Origin of the sequence: Delftia sp. ASV31 (assembly GCF_016428765.1) — a bacterium.
GTDB lineage: Bacteria > Pseudomonadota > Gammaproteobacteria > Burkholderiales > Burkholderiaceae_C > Comamonas > Comamonas acidovorans.
Genome location: NZ_JAELTK010000001.1, coordinates 168,982 through 190,796, shown reverse-complemented (window position 1 = coordinate 190,796; position 21,815 = coordinate 168,982). Strand labels below are relative to the sequence as shown.

General features: G+C 67.3%; 18 protein-coding genes. 14 read left to right on the top strand and 4 right to left on the bottom strand.

From position 1 onward, the window contains the following. Positions 1–24: 24 nt before the first annotated feature. On the bottom strand, positions 25–1,047 hold the full coding sequence (locus JHD82_RS00845) for a tripartite tricarboxylate transporter substrate binding protein (RefSeq protein ID WP_012207201.1): 1,023 nt from the start codon (positions 1,045–1,047) through the stop codon (positions 25–27). Between the two features lie 179 nt (positions 1,048–1,226). On the opposite strand from JHD82_RS00845, the gene JHD82_RS00840 reads away from it, so the two are divergent. The 3 genes from JHD82_RS00840 to lolD all read left to right on the top strand — a co-directional run bounded on the left by JHD82_RS00840 (position 1,227) and on the right by lolD (position 3,721). Further along, complete coding sequence (locus JHD82_RS00840) at positions 1,227–1,697, top strand: MarR family winged helix-turn-helix transcriptional regulator (protein WP_034396824.1); 471 nt, start codon at positions 1,227–1,229, stop codon at positions 1,695–1,697. Positions 1,698–1,758: 61 nt separating this feature from the next. After that, a complete protein-coding gene (locus JHD82_RS00835) occupies positions 1,759–3,012 on the top strand; it encodes a lipoprotein-releasing ABC transporter permease subunit (protein ID WP_026062761.1) in 1,254 nt (417 codons plus the stop codon). Then, positions 3,005–3,721 carry a lipoprotein-releasing ABC transporter ATP-binding protein LolD gene (gene lolD / locus JHD82_RS00830; protein ID WP_013800885.1) on the top strand — a complete coding sequence of 239 codons (717 nt, stop codon included), beginning with the start codon at positions 3,005–3,007 and terminating at the stop codon, positions 3,719–3,721. The genes JHD82_RS00835 and lolD overlap by 8 nt, the downstream gene beginning before the upstream one ends. Before the next feature lie 21 nt (positions 3,722–3,742). Here the strand turns inward: lolD and JHD82_RS00825 are convergent, their stop codons facing one another. After that, positions 3,743–5,209 carry a methyl-accepting chemotaxis protein gene (locus JHD82_RS00825; protein WP_199135135.1) on the bottom strand — a complete coding sequence of 489 codons (1,467 nt, stop codon included), beginning with the start codon at positions 5,207–5,209 and terminating at the stop codon, positions 3,743–3,745. Positions 5,210–5,423: 214 nt separating this feature from the next. On the opposite strand from JHD82_RS00825, the gene JHD82_RS00820 reads away from it, so the two are divergent. From JHD82_RS00820 to JHD82_RS00780, 9 genes are all read left to right on the top strand, one after another. Continuing rightward, positions 5,424–6,245, top strand: a complete 822-nt coding sequence (locus JHD82_RS00820) for a TatD family hydrolase (protein WP_199135134.1) — start codon at positions 5,424–5,426, stop codon at positions 6,243–6,245. A 75-nt stretch (positions 6,246–6,320) separates the two neighbouring features. Next, positions 6,321–6,866 carry a DNA-deoxyinosine glycosylase gene (locus tag JHD82_RS00815; RefSeq protein WP_012207195.1) on the top strand — a complete coding sequence of 182 codons (546 nt, stop codon included), beginning with the start codon at positions 6,321–6,323 and terminating at the stop codon, positions 6,864–6,866. Positions 6,867–6,886: 20 nt separating this feature from the next. Continuing rightward, positions 6,887–7,696, top strand: coding sequence for a spermidine synthase (locus JHD82_RS00810; RefSeq protein ID WP_043782785.1), 810 nt, complete (start codon positions 6,887–6,889; stop codon positions 7,694–7,696). Positions 7,697–7,767: 71 nt separating this feature from the next. Beyond that, on the top strand, positions 7,768–9,570 hold the full coding sequence (locus JHD82_RS00805) for a GspE/PulE family protein (protein ID WP_199135133.1): 1,803 nt from the start codon (positions 7,768–7,770) through the stop codon (positions 9,568–9,570). A 207-nt stretch (positions 9,571–9,777) separates the two neighbouring features. Beyond that, positions 9,778–10,266, top strand: a complete 489-nt coding sequence (locus tag JHD82_RS00800) for a tripartite tricarboxylate transporter TctB family protein (RefSeq protein ID WP_012207192.1) — start codon at positions 9,778–9,780, stop codon at positions 10,264–10,266. 15 nt (positions 10,267–10,281) lie between these two features. Beyond that, entirely contained in the window at positions 10,282–11,793 is a 1,512-nt protein-coding gene (locus JHD82_RS00795; RefSeq protein ID WP_012207191.1) for a tripartite tricarboxylate transporter permease, read from the top strand. Between the two features lie 152 nt (positions 11,794–11,945). Further along, on the top strand, positions 11,946–13,262 hold the full coding sequence (locus JHD82_RS00790) for a DUF3422 family protein (RefSeq protein ID WP_097201498.1): 1,317 nt from the start codon (positions 11,946–11,948) through the stop codon (positions 13,260–13,262). Between the two features lie 157 nt (positions 13,263–13,419). Next, positions 13,420–14,217: an SDR family oxidoreductase gene (locus JHD82_RS00785; RefSeq protein WP_013800893.1), complete on the top strand. Its 798-nt coding sequence runs from the start codon at positions 13,420–13,422 to the stop codon at positions 14,215–14,217. A gap of 186 nt (positions 14,218–14,403) precedes the next feature. Then, positions 14,404–17,154, top strand: coding sequence for an EAL domain-containing protein (locus tag JHD82_RS00780; protein ID WP_123690527.1), 2,751 nt, complete (start codon positions 14,404–14,406; stop codon positions 17,152–17,154). Here the strand turns inward: JHD82_RS00780 and JHD82_RS00775 are convergent. Next, entirely contained in the window at positions 17,129–18,031 is a 903-nt protein-coding gene (locus JHD82_RS00775) for a DMT family transporter (protein WP_012207187.1), read from the bottom strand. The genes JHD82_RS00780 and JHD82_RS00775 overlap by 26 nt on opposite strands. A gap of 136 nt (positions 18,032–18,167) precedes the next feature. Between JHD82_RS00775 and JHD82_RS00770 the strand changes: the two genes are divergently transcribed. Further along, entirely contained in the window at positions 18,168–19,148 is a 981-nt protein-coding gene (locus JHD82_RS00770; protein ID WP_199135132.1) for a quinone oxidoreductase, read from the top strand. After that, the gene (locus JHD82_RS00765) at positions 19,145–19,978 is read left to right on the top strand and encodes an NUDIX domain-containing protein (protein WP_199135131.1); all 834 of its coding nucleotides are present in this window, start codon (positions 19,145–19,147) and stop codon (positions 19,976–19,978) included. Before JHD82_RS00770 ends, JHD82_RS00765 begins: the two co-directional genes overlap by 4 nt. Before the next feature lie 6 nt (positions 19,979–19,984). Here the strand turns inward: JHD82_RS00765 and JHD82_RS00760 are convergent, their stop codons facing one another. Next, positions 19,985–21,649, bottom strand: coding sequence for a Na/Pi cotransporter family protein (locus JHD82_RS00760; RefSeq protein ID WP_013800898.1), 1,665 nt, complete (start codon positions 21,647–21,649; stop codon positions 19,985–19,987). Between the last annotated feature and the right edge of the window lie 166 nt (positions 21,650–21,815).

Genomic DNA, 21,815 nt, shown 5'->3' with positions numbered 1-21,815 from the left:
GTTGTGGGCGGGAAGCGGCGGCGCTCATTCCATCTTCATTCCGGTGGACTGGATCACGGTCCGGTAGCGGTCGGCCAGCGCCTGTATGCGTTCGGCGGCGGCCGGGCCGGTCAGGCCTTCGTAGAACAGGTCGTTGGCGCGCATGCGCTCGCGCAGGGCCGGATCCTTCATGGCCTTTTCCAGCGCGGACTGGATTCTTGCGACCAGGGGCTCGGGCGTGGCGGCAGGCACCCACAGGGCGAACAGCACTTCCTGCTCCAGGTCCTTGTGGCCCAGCTCGCCCACGGTGGGCACGCCGGGCACCAGCGGGTTGCGCTGGCGCGTGGTCACGGCCAGCGGCACGACCTTGCCGGCCGCCACCTGGCCCAGCATGGCCGAGGAGCTGATGATGCCGCCGTCCACCTCGCCCGCCAGCACGGCCGTGCTGGCCGGGGCGTTGCCCTTGTAGGGCACGTGGCTGACCTTGGCGCCCGTGGCATGGGTCAGGATGGCCGAGGCCAGGTGCCCCGGCGTGCCGTAGCCGGCCGAGCCCAGCGTCAGGCCGCTTCTCTTGCCCTGGGCGATGAACTGGTCCAGCGTCCTGAGGCCGGTGCGGGGATTCACGGCCACCATCATTCCCTGCGAGGCGATCATCATCACGGGACGCAGGTCCGTGCCCTTGAACGGCATGCTTTTGTAGATGAAGGGATTGACGGTGAAGGTCGTGTCGATGCCGACCAGCAGCGTGTAGCCGTCGCCGGGCGCCTTGGCCGCGTTGTCGGTGCCGATGTTGCCGCCCGCGCCGGGCCGGTTGTCCACGACGAAGGGCTGTTTGAGTTCACGCTGCAGTACCTCGCCCAGGCTGCGCGCCAGGATGTCAGCGGCGCCAGCGGGCGCGAAGGCGACGACGATGCGCACGGGTTTGGCGGGCCAGGCCGCGGCATCGGCGGCCGCATCGGCCCGGGCGCCAGCGCCGGAGCCCAGGCCCAGCAAAAGGGCCAGGCCGGCCCGCAGCAGCGGGCTGCGCAAGGCATGGGTGGCATGGGTGGCTTGGAACAGGGAAAACATGGTGGCGAACTTTCTGCGCTGCGGGGGCGCCGGGCTTTGCGAGAATCCCCAGGCCGGCTCCGGACGGTGGCTCCCGTTGTCTCCTTTCCGGACGGGGCCACTGTAGAAGTCCCCGCAGCAATTGATCTAATCAACTGTTCCCCGTGAATACCCGTCCCGCTCCCACCTCCATCCAGCAGATGCTGCTGTTTCGCATCAACCGCTACTTCGGTGCAGCGGGCGGCGTGGCCATGCGCATGTGCGAGGCGCATTTCGGCATCACGCGCCGCGAGTGGGGCGTGATGGCCACGGTGGCTGCCAACGAAGGCCTGCTGTCGTCGGAGCTGGCCGAACGCGCGCAGCTGGACCGCGCACGCACCTCGCGCGCCCTCAGCGGGCTGGAGGAAAAGGGCTGGGTGCAGCGCAGCCCCATGCCCGGCGACCGCCGCCGCGTGGCCGTGTCGCTGACCGCCGAGGGGCGGCGCATGTACGGCCTGATCCTGCCGCGCATGGCCCAGATCCACCTGGACCTGGTGTCCGTGCTCAGCGACGAGGAGCTTGCACAATTCGATACCTTGCTGGCCAGGCTGCAGCGCCATGCGCTGACGCTGGAGGCGGAGGGCCGCTACGACGCCCTGCCGCGTGTGGACCGCGGACGGCACCGGCGCTGACACGCCGACGGCAAAGCCTGCCGCCATGCAGGGCCTGTGGGCGATGACACAATGCATGCCCATGCAATTTCCCTACGAACTGGCCGTCGGCTGGCGCTATACCCGGGCGGGGCGTGCCACGCGCCGCAACGGCTTCATCTCGTTCATCTCCGGCGTCTCCATGCTGGGCATCGCCCTCGGTGTGGCGGCGCTGATCATCGTGCTCAGCGTGATGAACGGCTTCCAGAAGGAAGTGCGCGACCGCATGCTCAGCGTGGTCTCGCACATCGAGATCTTCGCGCCCCAGGGCGCGGCGCTGCCCGATCTGGAGCGCACCATGCGCGAGGCGCGCGCCAACCCCGACGTGCTGGGCGCCGCCCCCTTCGTCGCGGCCCAGGCGCTGCTGGCGCGTGGCGAGGACATGAAGGGCACCCTGGTGCGCGGCATCGATCCGGCGCGCGAGGGCGAGGTCACCGACGTGGCCGCCACCAATGCCGAGGTGCTCAAGCGCCTGGTGCCCGGCGAATTCAACGTGGTGCTGGGTGTGGAGCTGGCGCGTTCGCTGGGCGTGCGCCAGGGCGACATGGTCACGCTGATAGCCCCGGGCGGCCAGGTCACGCCGGCCGGCGTGGTGCCGCGCCTCAAGCAGATGCATGTGGCCGGCACCTTCGACTCCGGCCACTACGAATACGACTCGGCCCTGGTGATGATGCATTACGAGGACGCGCAGCGCCTGTTTCGCCTGGAAGGGCCGACTGGCATCCGCCTGAAGCTCAAGGACCTGCACGAGGCGCCGCGCGTGGCCATGGAACTGGCCCACACCATCACCGACCGCCTGCTGATCCGCGACTGGACCCAGCAGAACCGCACCTGGTTCGCGGCCGTGCAGCTGGAAAAACGCATGATGTTCATCATCCTCACGCTCATCGTGGCCGTCGCTGCGTTCAACCTGGTGTCCACGCTGGTGATGACGGTGACCGACAAGCGCGCCGACATCGCCATCCTGCGCACGCTGGGCGCCTCGCCGTCCAGCATCATGGGCATCTTCATGGTGCAGGGCGCCATGGTGGGCGTCATCGGCACCTTCGCGGGCCTGCTGCTGGGCCTGGGCATCGCCTTCAACATCGATGTCATCGTGCCGGCTATCGAGCGCCTGCTGCACGCCAACTTCCTGCCCAAGGACATCTACCTGATCAGCAAGATGCCCAGCGATCCGCAGTACAGCGACATCATGCCCATCGCCGTGATCTCCCTGGTCCTGGCCTTTGTCGCCACCATCTATCCCAGCTGGCGCGCCAGCCGCGTGAACCCCGCCGAGGCGCTGCGCTATGAATGAAGTGAATGTGATGCCCGGTTTCGAAGTGTCCCAGCAGGGCGCCGTGGTCCTGGATGCGCGCGGCCTGACCAAGCGCTTTGCCGAAGGACGGCTCAACGTGCAGGTGCTGGCAGGTGTCGATCTGCAGGTGCGTGCGGGCGAGACGCTGGCCATTGTCGGCGCCTCGGGCTCGGGCAAGAGCACGCTGCTGCACCTGCTGGGCGGGCTGGACGCCCCCACCAGCGGTAGCGTCACCCTCAAGGGCGAGCCGCTGCATGAACTCAGCGCCCAGAAGCAGGGCGCGCTGCGCAACCGGCACCTGGGCTTCATCTACCAGTTCCACCATCTGCTGCCCGAATTCAGCGCCCAGGACAACGTGGCCATGCCGCTGCGCATACGCCGCGACGACAGGGCCGAGTGCATGGAGCGCGCCGCACGCATGCTGGCGGCCGTGGGCCTGGGCGAACGCATGCTGCACCGTCCGGCCGAACTGTCGGGGGGCGAGCGCCAGCGCGTGGCAATTGCCCGTGCCCTGGTCACCCAGCCGGCCTGCGTGCTGGCCGACGAGCCCACCGGCAACCTGGACCGCAGCACGGCCGACACCGTGTTCCGCCTGATGCTGGAGCTGGCGCGCAGCCATGGCACGGCCTTCGTCATGGTCACCCACGATGAGCAGCTGGCGGCACGCTGCGACCGCATGGTGCGCCTGGTGCAGGGCCAACTGGCCTGACCGGCAGGCCTGGGTCTGGACTCAGGCCATGCGCAGCAAGGTGCCCGGCAGGCGCTGGGCGGCTACGGGAAGCACGGCCGCTGCCGGGGCCGACTTGATCTGAGGCGCAGCGGGAACGATGGATGCCGGCAGCGGCTTGCGCTGCGCCTGTTCCCTGGATGCATCCGCGACGGCCGCGCTCTGTGCCGTCAGGTCGGCTGTCACCTCGCGCAGGCGTGCCGACTGGGCCATGGACGCCTGCACCACATCGCCCATGATGGCCGTGACCTGGTGCGAGGAGTCCACGATCTCCTGCATGGTGCCGCCGGCCTGGCGCACCTGATTGGCGCCCAGTGCCACCTGCTCCACCGAGGTGTGGATGAGCTGCTTGATTTCCTTGGCGGCGGCGGCGCTGTTCTGTGCCAGTGCCCGTACCTCGCCCGCCACCACGGCAAAGCCCCGGCCCTGCTCGCCTGCGCGGGCCGCCTCCACGGCAGCGTTGAGCGCGAGGATATTGGTCTGGAAGGCGATGCCGTCCATCACGCCGATGATGTCGCTGATCTTGCGCGAGCTGGCGCTGATGGACTCCATGGTGCCCATGACCTCGTGCACCGTGCGCCCGCCCTGCTCGGCCACCAGGCAGGCCTGGCGGGCCAGTTCGTTGGCCTGGCCTGCGTGCTCGGCGCTTTCGCTCAGGCCCTGCATGGCCTCGCCCAGGGTCTGCGCGGCCGTGAAGCGGCGCGTGATATCGCGGGCGTACTTGACCACCTTGAACGGCCGGCCGTCGGCATCGAGGATGGGGTTGTAGCTGGCCTCGATCCAGACCTGGCGGCCGTGCTTGCCGATGCGCAGGTACTGGCCCGCATCGTGCTGGCCGCTGGCCAGCTTGCGCCAGAACTGCGCATATTCGGGGCTGTGGCGTTCATGGGGCTGGACGAACATGCTGTGGTGCCGTCCGACGACCTCGTCCAGCGTGTAGCCCATGGCCTGCAGGAACAGGCGGTTGGCATGCAGGATGTTGCCCTGCAGGTCGAACTCGATGATGGCCTGCACCTTGGAGATGGCGGCCAGCTGGCCTTCGGCGTCGGCGTTGCGGCGCTGCTGCTCGGTGATGTCGGTGGCGTACTTCACCACCTTGAAGGGCCTGCCATGGCGATCGAAGATGGGGTTGTAGCTGGCCTGCAGCCAGACATCGCGCCCGTCCTTGGCAATGCGGCGGTAGCGTCCCGCGTCGTGGATGCCATTGCCCAGGCGCTGCCAGAACGCGGCGTACTCGGGCGACTCGCTCATCTGGTGGTCCACGAACATGCGGTGGTGCTGGCCGATGACCTCGCCTTCCTCATAGCCCATGGTGTCCAGGAAGTTCTGGTTGGCGGCCAGCACATGGCCTTGCAGATCGAACTCGATCACGGCCTGGGACTTGTGGATGGCTGCCAACTGCCCATCCAGTTCCGCCTGGCGGCGTGCGCCACCCAGGTCCAGGATCCGACTCCATGCTGAGCGCTTCATGGGAAATTCCTCTCTCCAAAGAATGCCTGCCGGTGTTGCGAGAGCTCGACGCGGGGATGTAAATGTTTCTTTATGTATTTATATGGACCGCCAAGTGTTTCGGGTATTGATTTTGTCAAACGGAGCCAGCTCGCAATAAGCCCAGGGTTTGCCCTTGGTTTACGCATTGCCTGCCTCTGGCGGGCCGGGTGCAGGCCGGTGGCATGATGCGGCCATGCCCGCCTGGATAGACACCCATTGCCACCTCGACGCCCCTGAGTTCGATGCCGACCGCGATGCCGTGCGCGCGCAGGCGGCCGAGGCAGGCGTTGCACATCTGGTGATTCCGGCCGTGGCGCGCGAGCACTGGGACACGGTGGCGGCGCTGGCGCGGCGCCATGGCGACAGCTATGCGCTGGGCATCCATCCGCTGTACACGCCCAATGCCCGCGAGCAGGACATTGCCGCATTGCGCGAGACGCTGGCGCGGCTGCGCGGCGATGCGCAACTGGTGGCCGTGGGCGAGATCGGCCTGGACTTCTTCGTGCCCGGGCTGGATGCGGACCGGCAGATCTGGTTCTACGAGCAGCAGATCGCGCTGGCGCGCGAGTTCGACCTGCCCGTCATCCTGCATGTGCGCAAATCCAGCGACCGGCTGCTCAAGACCCTGCGCGCGCGGCCTGTGGCGGGCGGCATTGCCCATGCCTTCAACGGCAGCGTGCAGCAGGCCCAGGCCTTCATCGACCTGGGCTTCAAGCTGGGCTTTGGCGGGGCCGTGACCTATGACCGGGCGCTCAGGCTGCGCGAGCTGGCAGCCGCCCTGCCGCTGGATGCGCTGGTACTGGAAACCGATGCCCCCGACATTCCGCCGCACTGGCTCTACACCACGGCCGGGCAGCGTGCCCGGGGCCAGGCCCAGGGCCGCAACACGCCGGCCGAGCTGGCACGCATTGCGGACGTGATTGCGCAGTTGCGCGGCATCACGCCCCAGGCCCTGGCCGAGGCCACGGGCCGCAACGCGCGTGCCGCGCTGCGAGGCCTGCCCGCCATGGCCTGAACCAGGCTTGAGCGGAACCTGAACCTGAGCGGTCTTGCCGCCCGCTGCCAGCAGCCCGGCGACCGCTGGGCGACAATGCCGGCCATGTCCTTGACCGTTCCCGACCTGCCGCCCCCCGGCGCCCCGCGCTGGCAGGGCCTGGCGCCGGTGGCCGATGCGCGGACCCGGGCCCTGGTGCTGGGCAGCTTTCCGGGCCTGCGATCGCTGCAATTGCAGCAGTACTATGCCCATCCGCAAAACCAGTTCTGGCCCTTGCTCCAGGCCCTGTGGCCCGGGCATCCGCAGCCCGGCCGCGACGACTATGCGGGCCGCTGCGAATGGCTGCTGGCCCGCGGCCTGGGCCTGTGGGACGTGTATGCCAGCTGCGAGCGCGAAGGCAGCCTGGACAGCGCCATCCGCGCGGCCGAGGTGAATGATTTCGTGGCGCTGCGCACGCATTGCCCGCAGCTGGCGCTGGCCCTGCACAACGGTGGCGAGAGCTACAAGCATGCCGGCCGCACGCAGGCCCTGGGCCTGGCCGCCGTGAAGCTGCCATCGACCAGCCCGGCCAACGCGAGCTGGAGTTTCGCGCGCAAGGTCCAGGCCTGGCGCGAGGCGCTGGCTGCCCATCAATTGCTCTGATTTTTTTGACTGTTCCCGACGTGATACGCAAGACCCGCGGCGCCGCCAAGGCAGCCCCATCCTCTTCCTCCAGCGCCACCACCGCCGCAGACGCCGAGCTGCCCGAAGTCAGCGTCTCCGACGATGGCGATGTGCGCCACCTGCACCTGGGCACGCCCTGGATCCAGGGCTCCATGCGCATACGCGAGCCGTTCGAGATCGAGCTCGAATACGTGCAGCGCATGATGGGCTGGCTGCTGTTCATGGAGCCCGCCAGCGTGGCCGGCCGCCACGCCATGCAGCTGGGCCTGGGCGCGGCCGCCATCACCAAGTTCTGCCACAAGAAGCTGCGCATGCGCACCACGGCCATCGAGCTGAACCCGCAGGTGCTGGCCGTGTGCCGCAGCTGGTTCAAGCTGCCGCCCGACAGCGACACGCTGCGCGTGGTGCTGGCCGATGCGGCCCAGGAAATCCGCAAGAGCCAGTGGCTGGGCACGGTCGATGCGCTGGCCGTTGATCTCTATGACCACGATGCGGCCGCGCCCGTGCTGGACAGCGCCGAGTTCTATGCCGATTGCCGCAATCTGCTGACCGAGGACGGCATCATGACGGTCAACCTGTTCGGCCGCACCTCCAGCTACGAGCGCAGCCTGGCGCGCATGGCCGAAGCCTTTGGCGAAGAGGCCATGTGGGCCTTCCGCCCCACGCGCGAGGGCAACACCGTGGTGCTGGCCCAGCGCACGCCGCGCGCTCTCGACCCCGCCGCGCTGCAGGCTGCCAGCGCCCAGGTGCAGGCCCGCTGGGACCTGCCCACGACGCGCTGGCCCAAGATCTTCGTGCGGCCCTGGTAGAGCGGCCCTGGTAGAGCGGGGCTGGCCGGCAGGCTTACCATAGGGCGCAGTTCAGCTTCCGGCCCAACGCCATGTCCGATCCGACCTCCACCACGCAGCCCAAGACCGCCGTTGTTCCAAGCAATCCTTCGGGGCCCCTGGACTGGCGCAGGCTGGTGCAGTGGCTGCTGGCCGATGGCGTGATCACGGCCGAAGAGGCCCAGCGCACCGTGGCGCGCTGCTCGCAGGCCGAGAGCACCCAGCACCCGCTGGTCCGGCTGGCCAATGTGGGCATGGCCCGCGCCGGCGACGGGCGCGCGCTGGACATCGAGGAGCTGACCCAGTACCTGGCAACCCGCAGCGGCCTGGCCTACCTGCGCATCGACCCGCTGCGCGTGGATGCGGGCCGCGTCGGCGAAATCATGAGCGCCAGCTATGCCGAGCGCCACAAGGTGCTGCCCGTGCAGGTATCGCCGCAGGAAGTGGTGGTGGCCACGGCCGAGCCCTTCATCGACGACTGGGTGGCCGAGGTCGAGCGCCAGGCGCGCCGCAAGGTGCGCCGCGTGCTGGCCAGTCCGCTGGACCTCAAGCGCTACACGGGCGAATTCTTTGCGCTGGCCAAATCGGTGCGCGCAGCCGAGAAGGCGGGCGGCGCCGCCAGCGCGGCCAGCTTCGAGCAGCTGGTGGAGCTGGGCAACAGCAGCAAGCAGCTCGACGCCAACGACCAGGGCGTGGTGCGCGTGGTGGACTGGCTGTGGCAATACTCCTTCGACCAGCGCGCCAGCGACATCCACATGGAGCCCCGGCGCGAGCAGGGCGTGATCCGTTTTCGCATCGACGGCGTGCTCCACCCGGTCTACCAGGTGCCCATGGGCGTGCTCAATGCCATGGTCTCGCGCGTGAAGCTGCTGGGGCGCATGGACGTGGTGGAAAAGCGCCGCCCGCAGGATGGCCGCATCAAGACCCGCAACCCGCGCGGTGACGAGGTGGAAATGCGCCTGTCCACGCTGCCCACGGCCTTTGGCGAGAAGCTGGTGATGCGGATCTTCGATCCCGACAACACGGTCAAGGACCTGGATGCACTGGGCTTCACCAGCCATGACGCCCAGCGCTGGAACGAGCTGGTGCGCCGCCCGCACGGCATCATCCTCGTGACCGGGCCCACGGGCTCGGGCAAGACCACCACGCTGTACTCCACGCTCAAGCGCGTGGCCACGGAGGCGGTCAATGTCAGCACCGTGGAAGACCCGATCGAAATGATCGAGCCCAGCTTCAACCAGACCCAGGTGCAGCCGCAGCTGGACTTCGGCTTCACCGAGGGACTGCGCTCGCTGATGCGCCAGGACCCGGACATCATCATGGTGGGCGAAATCCGCGACCTGGCCACCGCCGAAATGGCCGTGCAGGCCGCGCTGACCGGCCACCTGGTGTTCTCCACGCTGCACACCAACGATGCGCCCAGCGCCGTGAGCCGGCTGATGGAGCTGGGCGTGCCGCCCTACCTGATCAATGCCACGCTGCTCGGTGTGCTGGCCCAGCGCCTGGTGCGCACGCTGTGCCCGCAGTGCAAGCAGCGTGACGAGGAGACCTCGGCCGCCACGCTGGCCGAGGCCGTGCGGCCCTGGAAACTGTCAGGCAGCTACCAGCCCTACAAGCCCGTGGGCTGCGTGGAGTGCCGCATGACGGGCTTTCGCGGGCGCATGGGCCTGTACGAGCTGCTGACCGTGAGCGAGGCGCTCAAGCAGCAGGTCCACACCTCGCCTTCCATGGATGCGCTGCGCCGCCAGGCCGTGCAGGACGGCATGCGCCCGCTGCGCCTGGCAGGTGCCCTGCGCGTGGCCGAAGGCGTGACCACGCTGGACGAGGTCATGGCCAGCACGCCCTTGCTGGGATGACGGGCAGGCGAATGGTGGGCTGGAGCGTGAGTGCCTGCTCTGGCGCAGGCCTTTGACATGGATGGATCGGGTGCCCCCTGCTGGCACCCTTTTTCATTCATGCGGGTAGGACATGAGGGTATGCCCTTTGTAGGTGGAATCCACATCCAGACACAGTTTTTCTGAACGCAAAATCGCCGGGTCGTGATTCCGTAAGGAGACATTCTCGTGAAAATCAAGAGTCAGAAAGACTTTTTTTCGGGCGTGATGTTTTTGGTTATCGGCCTCGCTTTTGCGATCGGCGCTACCAACTACACCGTCGGCTCCGGTGCCCGCATGGGCCCGGGCTACTTCCCGCTGATCCTGGGTGTGCTGATGTCCATTCTGGGCACGGCCATCTGCTTCACTGGCCTGACCAAGGGTCCTTCGGACGGTGACAAGATCGGCAAGTGGGCGTGGAAGCAAGTGTTCTTCGTCCTGGCTGCGAACTTCGCGTTCGGCGTACTGCTGGTCGGTGTTCCCAATCTGGGCATTCCCCAGTTCGGTCTGATCGTCGCCATCTACGCGCTGGTGTTCATCGCCAGCCTGGGTGGTCATGCCTTCAAGTTCAAGGAAGTGGCAATTCTGTCCACCGTCCTTGCTGTGGGCAGCTATGTGGCCTTCGTTTGGGCACTGAATCTTCAGTTCCCCGTCTGGCCCAGCTTCATCACCGGCTAAGCAGGAGCATCGTCCGTGGAACTTTTTCAGAACCTGGCGACCGGCTTCGGCGTCGCCTTCACTTTCCAGAACCTGATCTACTGCTTCGTCGGCTGTCTGCTCGGTACGCTCATCGGCGTGCTTCCAGGCATCGGCCCCGTGGCAACGATCGCCATGCTGCTGCCAGCAACCTACGCCCTGCCTCCGGTGGCGGCGCTGATCATGCTGGCCGGTATCTACTACGGTGCGCAGTACGGTGGCTCGACCACCGCCATTTTGGTGAACCTGCCTGGTGAATCCTCGTCCGTGGTGACCGTGATCGACGGCTACCAGATGGCAAGAAAGGGGCGAGCGGGACCCGCTCTCGCTGCCGCAGGCATAGGCTCGTTCTTCGCAGGTTGCGTGGGCACCGTGATCCTGGCCGCCTTCGCGCCTCCGCTGACGGAAGTCGCCTTCAAGTTCGGCCCTGCCGAGTACTTCTCGCTGATGACCCTGGGCCTGATCGGCGCCGTGGTGCTGGCTTCGGGCTCGCTGCTCAAGGCCATTGCCATGATCGTGCTGGGCCTGCTGCTGGGCATGGTCGGCACCGACGTGAACTCCGGCGTTGCCCGCTACAGCTTCGACATTCCCGAGCTGACCGACGGTATCGACTTCGTCGTGATCGCCATGGGTGTGTTCGGCTACGGCGAAATCATTGCCAACCTGTCCAAGCCTGAAGACGAGCGCGAAGTGTTCGCCGCCAAGGTGACGGGCCTGATGCCCACGAAGGAAGACTTCAAGCACATGATTCCGGCCATGCTGCGCGGCACGGCCCTGGGTTCTGCCCTGGGTATCCTGCCCGGTGGCGGTGCCATGCTGTCGGCCTTTGCTGCCTACACGATCGAGAAGAAGACCAAGCTCAAGCCGGGCGAAGTCCCCTTCGGTCAAGGCAACATCCGCGGCGTGTGCGCTCCCGAGTCGGCCAACAACGCCGGTTCGCAGACCTCCTTCATCCCGCTGCTGACGCTGGGCATTCCGCCCAACGCCGTGATGGCGCTGATGGTGGGCGCGATGACCATCCACAACATCCAGCCGGGCCCGCAGGTGATGACCAGCAACCCCGAGCTGTTCTGGGGCCTGATCGCCTCGATGTGGATCGGCAACCTGATGCTGATCGTGCTGAACCTGCCGCTGATCGGCATCTGGATCAAGCTGCTGACCGTGCCTTACCGCTGGCTGTTCCCGTCCATCGTGCTGTTCTGCGCGATTGGCGTGTACGGTACCAACAACAACACCTGGGACGTGTGGATGGTGGGTATCTTCGGCTTCGTGGGCTATGTGTTCCACAAGCTGGGCACCGAACCGGCTCCCTTGCTGCTGGGCTTCATCCTGGGCCCGATGATGGAAGAGAACCTGCGCCGGGCGCTGCTACTGTCGCGTGGCGACTGGAGCGTGTTCGTGACCCGTCCGATCTCGGCCGGCCTGCTGCTCGCCGCCGTGGTGCTGCTGGTGGTGGTGCTGATGCCTGCAGTGAAGAACAAGCGCGAAGAAGCATTCGTAGAGGATTGATCGCCTCAGCGTTGCAACCATGTTGCTTGACGGCCCTTCGGGGCCGTTTTTTTTGGTCGACAAGCGATCCCGGTGGAAAGCTGTTGATCCCGGATGCCTGGGAGCCGACGCGCCCGTGACTGCACAATAGCGCGCAGTCTTTCGAGGTCACGATGTCCCCACTACTGTCATCCCAGCACCCGCAGCGCGTGCTGCTGCACAACGAGATCCACGCCCGCCCCGCCGAGGAGATGCAGGCGCCGCTGGCCATCACCCACGTGGTGATGCTCACCGATGCGGCCCAGCGCGAGGCCAGCCGCGCCCATGTGGCCACCCTGCTGCGCAACCACCACCTGCCGCCGCCCGATGCGGCGACCACCCATGTGCTGATCGACCTGGGCGCCTTTCACCTGCGCTGGGAACTGCACACGGAGTTCGTCTGCTGGACCTTCAGCAAGCCCATGTCGCAGGCCGGCATGGACGATGTGCGCGAGCCCGAGGCCGCCATCGACTACGTGCCGCGCGACTGGCTGGCTGCCTTGCCCGGCCAGTGCCTGAGCGGCCTGCACCTGTGGGCCTTGCAGGAGCAGGCAATCAATGAGCCGCATCTGGTGCGCCACCTGCTGCAGGAAGACACGCTGGTGGGTGCGCGCGTGGCCGGCGATGCAGGCAAGGTCTACACCGACTTCGCCATCCATGCCGATGGCTTCTCGCGCATGCTGCTGCTGGCCGGCGAGTCATTGTCGCCACGCCGCCTGGGGCGGCTGGTGCAGCGGCTGCTGGAGATCGAGACCTACCGCATGGCGGCCCTGCTGGGCCTGCCGGCAGCCCGCCAGGCCGCTGCCGTACTGGCCACGGCCGAGCGGGATCTGGCGGCCCTGGCCCATTCCATCCGTCTTGCCGACCGCGATGCCGAGCCGGCACTGCTGGACCGGCTGACACGCCTGGCCGGGCAGGTGGAGAGCGAATACGCCACCACGCATTCGCGCTTTTCCGCCAGCGCGGCCTATTTCGAGCTGGTGGACAAACGCATTCAGGATATCCAGGAATCGCGCATCGACGGCATACAGACCATCCGCGAGTTCATGGACCGGCGCCTGACGCCGGCGCGCAGTACCTGCGAATGGGCAGCGCGGCGGCAGAACGCGCTGTCCGAGCGCGTCTCGCGCGTCAGCAGCCTGCTGCGCACGCGGGTGGAGATCGAGCAGCAGCAAAGCAGCCAGCAGTTGCTGGGCGCCATGAACCAGCGCCAGGACATGCAGTTGAAGTTGCAGTCCACGGTGGAAGGCCTGTCCGTGGCCGCCATCACCTACTACTTCACGGGCCTGATCAGCTACCTGGCCAAGGGCGCCAAGACGCTGGGCTGGCCCTGGTCGCCGGAGAGCACGGCCGCCGTCGCCATTCCCGTGGTGGCACTGGGCGTATGGTGGTCGCTGCGCAGGCTGCACCACAGATTGTTCCGTGGCCAGCACGGGTCCGGCACGCACTGAAGGGAGCTCCTGCAGACCCGTCCATGCGCCTGTGTTCTCCTGCAGCAGCGTTTTCGCGTTTTCACACGTTTGGCGTGAAAGCATCGAAGCCTCGCGCACAATGTGCGCTGCCGTTCTGCAAGGATCGAGCAAGGCTTTTTTTGTTCAGGAGTGAGACATGGATCTGGGAATCGCGGGCAAGTGGGCCCTGGTATGTGGCGCCAGCAAGGGCCTGGGCTTTGGCTGTGCCAAGGCGCTGGCGCAAGAGGGCGTGAACCTGGTGATCAATGCGCGCAATCCCGAGGCACTGCAGGAGGCTGCGGCCAGCCTCGCCGCCCTGGCGCCGCAGGTGAAGGTGCTGGCCGTGGCGGCCGACATCACCACCGAGGAAGGCCGCGCCGCCGTGCTGTCGGCAGCCGGCGGCCCGGGCGTGGATTTCGACATCGTCGTCACCAATGCCGGCGGCCCGCCTCCCGGTGATTTCCGCGACTGGGACCGCGCGGCCTGGCTCAAGGCCGTGGACGCCAACATGCTCACGCCCATCGAGCTGATCAAGGCCACGGTGGACGGCATGGCGGCGCGCGGATTCGGCCGCATCGTCAACATCACCTCCAGCGCCGTGAAGGCGCCCATCGACATCCTGGGCCTGTCCAATGGCGCGCGCAGCGGCCTCACGGGCTTTGTGGCGGGCCTGGCGCGCAGCGGCATTGCGGCCAAGGGCGTGACCATCAACAACCTGCTGCCCGGCAAGTTCGACACCGATCGCCTGCGCACCACCTTCACGGCCGCCGCCAACAAGAGCGGCAAGAGCCTGGACGATGTGCGTCTGGTGCAGCAATCCCAGGTGCCGGCCCGCCGCTTCGGCACGCCCGATGAATTCGGCGCCATCTGCGCCTTCCTGTGCAGCGCGCACGCAGGCTACATGACGGGTCAGAACATCCTGCCCGACGGCGGCCTGTACGCAGGAACCTTCTGATGCGCCGGTGCACTGCCTCCATGAACGGGTCCAGGGCCGGCAAGGCCCGGGAAATGGTCCCTTGCATGGCTGCGCAGTGCCGAGCGGTCCATGGGCAGGGTCAGCCTTGACAGTCCCGTTCCTGCATCGTGGCCAGCGGCCCTGCCGCAGCCTGCCCATTCCAAACGCCATGCAGGGAGCCCGGAGATGACGGGCCAGCCCCATCAGACGGACTGGGCGGCGGCCGACCCCGTCCGCACGCCCGGCCCGGCAGCGGCCGCAAGCCCTGCGCGCATGCGCCATACCCTGGCGCTGATGCTGGTGCTGCTGACGGTGGCCCTGGCGGCCGCCATGGTCTGGCTGCTCAGCGGCATGCGGACCACGGCGCAGGAAGAGGCTTCGCTGCGCCTGGTGCGCTTTGTGCTGGGCACCGAGGCGGCCATCAGCCGCAGCCTGGAATCCCTGGATGCCCTGGCGCTGGGCGTGGATGAACTGCTGGGTTCGCGCAACCCCGCATCGGCATCGCAGCCGCAACTGCAGGAAATGCTGCACACCATGGTGCGGCAGAACACGCTGGCGCAGCGCGCCTCGGTGCACGATATCCAGGGCCGGGAACTGGCCGCTTCGGGCGATGGCCCGGTCATCGACCTGCCTGCGCAGGCCTGGGAGCGCCTGGCGGGCCAAAGCCGCTCCCAATTGCTGGCAAGTCCACCCTCCGTCGCGCCGCAGGTGCCGGGTGGCGAGCGCATGCTGTACCTTGTGCGGCCCCTGAGCCGGGCGGAGCAGGGCGGCTATGTGCTGATGCAGGTGCCGGCTGCGGCGCTGGGCGCCGTGCTGGCCCAGGGCGGTGTGCTGGACGGCCTGGAGGTCACGCTGGAGCAGGGCAGCGGCGAGCTGCTGCTGTCCATGCCCCAGTATGGCGATGTCGCCGCTGTGCGGCTGCTGCCGACGACGTCGCAGCTGCCGTCCAGCGGCGTCATGCACATGGCCGCACGCCTGAGCCGCGTGCCCGCCCTGGTGGCTGCGCATCCGCTGCCCAAGGGACATCTGTGGGTCACGGCCAGCCTGCCCATGTCCTCCGTGCTGGCCGGCTGGCGCGTGGCTGCCTGGCTGATGGTGCTGGCCGTGATGATCTTCGGCGTGCTGCTGGCCGTGCTGGGCTGGACCGTGCACCGCTACATGGACCGCCTGCATGCCGCACGGCGCCAGGCCCAGCGGTCCGAGCAGTGGCTGGACCAGGCGCTGGACAGCATGGTCAGCGGCTTTCTGCTGCTGGATTCGCAGCAGCGCGTGCTGCGCTGGAACCGCTGCTACGAGGAAATGTTCCCCTGGCACGCGGACCAGCTGGAGCCTGGGCGGCCCCTGCAATCGCTGCTCGATTCCTGCCCCAGCGCCGTGGGTCTGGCGGCGGCGCCGGCGCAGGCCGACGAGGCCAAGGACCTGCACCGCCAACTGGTGCTGCGCCCTGGCGTGCCCTTTGAGCAGCAACTGCCCAGCGGCCGCTTTGTCCAGATGACGGCACGGCTGGCCGCCGAGGACGGCGTGGTCATCACCTACAACGATGTCACCGATATCCGGCTGGCCACGGCCGAGATCGAGAGCCTGGCCTTCTACGATCCGCTGACCAGCCTGCCCAATCGCCGCCTGCTGCTGGACCGCCTGGCCCAGGCCACGGTGCTGGCCGCACGCGAAGGCTGGACCGGGGCGCTGCTGTTCCTGGACCTGGACCAGTTCAAGATGCTCAACGACACGCTGGGCCACGAAGTGGGCGACCAGCTGCTGCAGCAGGTGGCGCACCGCCTGCGCAGCGCCGTTCGATCTTCGGACACGGTGGCGCGCCTTGGGGGGGATGAGTTCGTGGTCATGCTCTGCGAGCTGTCGCACGAGCCCGCCGAGGCGGCCACGCTGGCCCAGCGCATTGGCGAGAAGATCCTGGCGCGGCTCAACCAGTCCTATGTGCTGGGCGCCCATCTGCACCGCAGCGCCTGCAGCATTGGCGCCACGCTGTTCGGCCGCCAGCCGCAGTCGGCGGCCGAGCTGCTCAAGCAGGCCGACATCGCCATGTACCAGATCAAGGCGCGCAACGGCAGCGGTCTGTGCTTCTTCGATCCGCAGATGCAGGTGGAAATCCACCAGCGCGTGCGCATGGAAGGCGACCTGCGCCAGGCCCTGGCGCAGTCCCAGTTCGAGCTGCACTACCAGCCCCAGTTCACGCTGGCCGGCGAGGTCATAGGCGCCGAAGCCCTGCTGCGCTGGCGCCACCCCGAACGCGGCCTGGTGCCGCCCGGCATGTTCATTGCCGTGGCCGAGGAAAGCGAGATCATCGTGCCGCTGGGCATGTGGGTGATCCGCACGGCCTGCGAGCAACTGGCGATCTGGCAAAAGGATGCGCGGCTGCGCCATCTGCAGGTGGCCGTGAATGTCAGTGCCCGCCAGTTCCGGCACCAGGACTTCGCCTCCCAGGTCATCGAGCAGGTGCGCAATGCCGGCATTGCGCCCCATCTGCTCAAGCTGGAGCTGACCGAGTCGCTTGTGATCGAGAACGTGCAGGAGTCCATCGACAAGATGAAGCAGTTGCGCAGCCATGGCGTGTGCTTTTCCATGGACGACTTCGGCACCGGTCACTCCTCGCTGACCTATCTCACCCAGCTGCCGCTGAACCAGCTCAAGATCGACCAGTCCTTCGTGCGCCACCTGGGCTTGCGCCATACCGATGACGTGATCGTGCAGACCATCATCGGCATGGCGCGCAACCTGAACCTGGATGTGATCGCCGAAGGCGTGGAGACCCTGGAGCAGCGCGCCCTGCTCGCACACTACGGCTGCGAGTATTTCCAGGGCTACCTGTTCAGCCCGCCCGTGCCCATACGCGCGTTCGAGCAGCTGCTGGCCAAGGTGCCCGTGCGCACCGTGGCGCATGGCCTGCCAAAGGCTATGCCCGGCGCGAAGACACCATGATGCCGCCCACGATGAGCGCGAAGGCCAGCCCGTGGTACAGCTGCGGCGTCTGGCCCAGCAGCGGAATGGACAGCAGGGCGGTGAACAGGGGCATCAGATTGCCGAAGAAGCCCGCCACCGCAGGGCTGCTGCGCTGCACGCCCAGGCCCCAGAAGCGATAGGCCAGGATGGCCGGCCCGACGGCGATGAACAGCAGGGCGCCCAGCAGCGGCCACCCTGCCTGAAGGTGAAACCGTCCCGATGCCGCCTCCAGTCCCGTGAACAGGCCGGACCACATCAGGCCGAAGACCATCTGTGCCAGCAGAAAGCCCGACCAGTCCGCGCGCAGCTGTCCTGACACGCTGGTCCTGGACAGCAGCCACGTATAGAAGGCCCACAGGATCGTGGCCAGCACCATGAACAGGTCGCCCGGCACCAGCTGCAGCTGGCGCAGCACCTGCGGATCGCCGCGCGACAGCACCACGGCCACGCCCAGCACCGACAGCGCAGCCCCCAGCAACTGGCGGCGGCTCACGGCAATGCCCCAGCAGATGCGGCCCACGGCCAGCATCCACACCGGCATGCTGGAGCCGACCAGGGTGGCATTCAACGGCGTCGATGTTTTCAGCGCCAGGTACAGCAGGGCGTTGTAGCAGCCGATGCCCAGCAATCCCAGCAGCGCGAACTGGCGCCACTGCGGCCAGACGGCGCTGTCCCGGCGCAGCACCCATCCGGCCAGCGGCAGCAGCAGCATGAAGGCAATGGCCCAGCGCAGGAAATTCAGCGCGAAGGGCGAGATCAGGTCATGGACCATGCGGCCCACGATGGCATTGCCGGCCCACAGCAGCGGCGGCAGCGTCAGGATGGCGGCGGTGGAAGGCTTCAGCGGCTGGCTCATCGGGATCATCCGGCTTTCGGGCTCGCCACTATAGGCGTTGCGCGCTCTTTGCGCCGGCCATGCGTTGCCGTCTTCCGCGAGGCGGGCCGAAACATGGCACGATGCCGCTCTTGTCGCTTTTTGCAGGAGTGCTCCCATGGGTATTGCAGTGCAGATCCGCCACAACGGCGGCCCCGAAGTCCTGGAGCTGGTGCAGGTCGCCGTGGGCGAGCCCGGGCCAGGCGAGGTACGCATACGCCACCATGCGGTGGGCCTGAACTTCATCGATGTGTACCAGCGCTCCGGCCTGTACTCGCTGCCCATGCCCTTGAACCTGGGCATGGAAGGCGCAGGCGTGGTCGAGGCCGTGGGGGCCGGCGTGCAGCACCTGGGCGTGGGCGATCGCGTGGCCTATGCGAGCAATCCGCCGGGCAGCTACAGCGAGGTGCGTGTCATGCCCGCCATGTGCGTGTGCCGCCTGCCCGATGCCATTGCGTTCGAGACGGCTGCCGCCATGATGCTCAAGGGCCTGACCGCGCAGTACCTGCTCAAGAAATGCATTCCGGTCGAGGGCCTGGCACCGGGTGATGCCGTGCTGTTCCATGCGGCGGCCGGTGGTGTGGGCCTGATCGCCTGCCAATGGGCCAGGGCCCTGGGCCTGCAGCTCATCGCCACCGCAGGCTCGGACGAGAAGTGCGCGCTGGCCCTGGCCAACGGTGCAGCCCATGCCATCAACTACCGCAGCGAGAACTTCGCCGAGCGCGTGCAGGAGATCACGGGCGGCCAGGGTGTGAAGGTGGTCTACGACAGCGTGGGCAAGGACACCTGGGAAGGCTCGCTGGCCTGCCTGCGGCGCTTCGGCCTGTTGGTGAGCTTCGGTAACGCCTCGGGCCCCGTGGCGCCTTTCGCTCCTGCCGTGCTGGCGGCCAAGTCGCTGTATGTGACGCGCCAGACCCTGTTCTCCCACATCACCAGCCGCGAGGCCACACAGGCGATGGCCGACGATCTGTTCGCCGTGGTGGAAAGCGGTGCCGTGAAGATCCATATCGACCAGCGCTATCCGCTGGCCGAGGTGCGCCAGGCACATTTGGACCTGGAGGCGCGCAAGACCACGGGCTCCACCATCCTGCTGCCATGAGTGTGCAAAAGCGCCTGACTGATCCGGCCGACCCGGCCGTGCAGGCCTGGTTGTGCCGCCTGCGCGCCGACACGCGCCAGCCCGCGCTGCAGCCGCGCCGGCCATTGCTGGTGGCGGGGCAGGAAACTGGTTCGCTGGAAGACGGCCTGGCCGCGCTGCTGCCGGACGATGTGATGCAAGCCCACGGCGTGGCACTGCGCCTGCAGGCCGGCCAATGGCATCTGCAAGGCCAGGGCGATGCCACGGTCCTGCTCAACGCCCTGGCCCGGGTGCTGCGTGCCACGGGCCACAGCGGACCCTGGCGCGATGAGCAACTGGCCGTGTGCAACGTCCGGGGCCAGCGCATTGCCACCGTGGAGCGCGGCGCCGTGCGCCCGCTGGGCATTGCCACCCAGGCCGTGCATCTGGTGGGCGAGACGGCCGATGGCCGCATCTGGGTGCAGCAGCGCGCCGACAACAAGCCCACCAACCCCGGCATGTGGGACACGCTGATGGGCGGCATGGTGGCCGCGTGCGATACCGTGGCCGAGGCCGTGGAGCGTGAAACCTGGGAAGAGGCCGGCCTGCGCGTGGCCGAGCTGCAGGGCCTGCGCCATGGCGGCCATGTACTGTTCGAGCGCCCCAGCGACGAGGCCGAGGGCCGGGGCTTCATGCGCGAGCGCATCGACTGGTTCAGCGCCACCGTGCCGCCGGCGCTGGAGCCCGGCAACCAGGATGGCGAGGTCCAGGCCTTTGCGCTGATCGAGCGCGACCAGCTCGTCGAATGGCTGCTGCAGGGCCGCTTCACGCCCGAGGCCGCCCAGGTGCTGGCGGCCTGGCTGGGCTGGTGAAACGCTTCAGCGCGCCGTCTTGTTCAGTGCCGATTCCTTGAGCCGGCTGGGTGCCAGGGCGCCGGCCGATTCGAGAATGGGGTAGGCCACCGAGCACAGCAGCGAGTTGATGCGCTTGAGATCGCTGATCAGGTCGATGTGCAGCGAGCTGGTCTCTATGCTGGAGACGGTGTTGTCGGACAGGCGCGCCAGGTGGGTGGCCGAGTAGGCCAGCTCCAGGTCGCGGAAACGCGCTTTTTCCTCCAGCAGCTTCTGCGCCTCGCGCACATTGCCGTTGAGGAACACGCTCATCGCCAGACGCAGGTTGTCCAGCAGGTGGTGCAGCAGCTCGCGGATCTCCTGCGTGCCGGCCTCGGAAAACTGGCGGCCCTTCTTGATCTTCTTGTCCTCGATGTCCAGCAGAACGCGCTCGATGATGTCGCCGATCTGCTCCATGTTGATGGTGAAGCTGATGATTTCCGTCCAGCGCTGGCCCTCGCGCTCGTCCAGTTCGGCGCGCGAGATCTTGGTCATGTAGTACTTGATGGCCGAGTAAAGATCGTCCACCGTGCCTTCAAGCTCGCGCAGCTCCTGGGACAGCTTGAGGTCGTCGGTCTCCAGCACGCGCTGCATGCCGATCAGCATGGACTCGACCATGTCGGCCTGATGCAGGGCCTCGCGCGCGGCGCAGGAAATGGCCAGCGACGGCGTGCTCAGCGCCGACGGATCCAGGTGGCGCGGGCGCAGCAGACTGGTGGAGCTGGCCTCGGGCTTGGGCAGCAGGGCCGTCACCCAGCGCGCCACGGTCTGCGTCAGGCCAATGAAGCACAGGCTGTTGAAGATGTTGAAGGCCAGGTGGAACAGCACGATGTTCTGGCCCTTGCCGTCGATCATCGGCATCACGTAGGTGGCCCACAGCCCCAGGAAGGGCGCGACGATGGCCACCCCCATGATCTTGAACAGCATGTTGCCGATGGTGACCTGGCGCACTTCGGTGCTGGACTTGGCCGTGGTCAGCACGGCCACCAGGCCGCTGCCGATATTGGCGCCCAGCGTCAGGCCCAGCGCCACTTCCATGGGAATCGCGCCCGAGCTGGCCATGGCCGCGATCAGCAGCACGATGGCCAGGCTGGAATAGGCCATCACGGCCAGCAGCGCACCCAGCAGCAACTCCATGAAGATATCGCTGGTGACCGAGCCCAGCAGGGTGCGCACGGCGGGGGCTTCCAGCAGTGGCTCGGTGGCCTCGACCACCAGGCGCAGCGCCAGCAGCATCACGCCCAGGCCGATCAGCACGCGGCCTATGCGCCCGGCCGTGGTGTCCTGGCGCGTGATGAACAGCACCACGCCCACGAAGATGAACAGCGGCGACAGCCAGGACAGGTCGGTGGAGAACAGCACGGCCATCAGCGCCGTGCCCACGTCGGCGCCGCGCATCACGGCCAGCGCGGCCGGCAGCGAGATCAGGCCCTGGCCCACGAAGGCCGAGGTCATCAGCGAGGTGGCCGTGCTCGACTGCACCAGCGCAGTCACACCCAAGCCCGACAGCGCAGCCGAGAAACGGTTGCTCATGCTGTGGGCGAGCAGGTCGCGCAGGTTGGCGCCGAACACCCGCAGCACGCCGGTGCGGACCATGTGCGTGCCCCAGACCAGCAGGGCGATGGCGGCCAGTAGATTGAGTAAGTGCTTCATGTGCTGTGAGCGGAGAAGCGGACCAATATAACCCCGGTCCCGGCTTGCGCGCAGGAGAGTCGGCCGCATGAGCGCACAGTTTGGTGCGAAATAAAGAAAATTGTAGAAATAAAACGAATCAAAAAGAATTTCGGTTGACCAAAAACGCACTCAGGAAAACCCGAGG

Bases quoted from the DNA above. Each gene is read 5' to 3' on its own strand.
- JHD82_RS00845 (WP_012207201.1), bottom strand. From the start codon at position 1,047: ATGTTTTCCCTGTTCCAAGCCACCCATGCCACCCATGCCTTGCGCAGC.
- JHD82_RS00840 (WP_034396824.1), top strand. From the start codon at position 1,227: ATGCTGCTGTTTCGCATCAACCGCTACTTCGGTGCAGCGGGCGGCGTG.
- JHD82_RS00835 (WP_026062761.1), top strand. From the start codon at position 1,759: ATGCAATTTCCCTACGAACTGGCCGTCGGCTGGCGCTATACCCGGGCG.
- lolD (WP_013800885.1), top strand. From the start codon at position 3,005: ATGAATGAAGTGAATGTGATGCCCGGTTTCGAAGTGTCCCAGCAGGGC.
- JHD82_RS00825 (WP_199135135.1), bottom strand. From the start codon at position 5,209: ATGAAGCGCTCAGCATGGAGTCGGATCCTGGACCTGGGTGGCGCACGC.
- JHD82_RS00820 (WP_199135134.1), top strand. From the start codon at position 5,424: ATGCCCGCCTGGATAGACACCCATTGCCACCTCGACGCCCCTGAGTTC.
- JHD82_RS00815 (WP_012207195.1), top strand. From the start codon at position 6,321: ATGCCGGCCATGTCCTTGACCGTTCCCGACCTGCCGCCCCCCGGCGCC.
- JHD82_RS00805 (WP_199135133.1), top strand. From the start codon at position 7,768: ATGTCCGATCCGACCTCCACCACGCAGCCCAAGACCGCCGTTGTTCCA.
- JHD82_RS00790 (WP_097201498.1), top strand. From the start codon at position 11,946: ATGTCCCCACTACTGTCATCCCAGCACCCGCAGCGCGTGCTGCTGCAC.
- JHD82_RS00785 (WP_013800893.1), top strand. From the start codon at position 13,420: ATGGATCTGGGAATCGCGGGCAAGTGGGCCCTGGTATGTGGCGCCAGC.
- JHD82_RS00780 (WP_123690527.1), top strand. From the start codon at position 14,404: ATGACGGGCCAGCCCCATCAGACGGACTGGGCGGCGGCCGACCCCGTC.
- JHD82_RS00775 (WP_012207187.1), bottom strand. From the start codon at position 18,031: ATGAGCCAGCCGCTGAAGCCTTCCACCGCCGCCATCCTGACGCTGCCG.
- JHD82_RS00770 (WP_199135132.1), top strand. From the start codon at position 18,168: ATGGGTATTGCAGTGCAGATCCGCCACAACGGCGGCCCCGAAGTCCTG.
- JHD82_RS00765 (WP_199135131.1), top strand. From the start codon at position 19,145: ATGAGTGTGCAAAAGCGCCTGACTGATCCGGCCGACCCGGCCGTGCAG.
- JHD82_RS00760 (WP_013800898.1), bottom strand. From the start codon at position 21,649: ATGAAGCACTTACTCAATCTACTGGCCGCCATCGCCCTGCTGGTCTGG.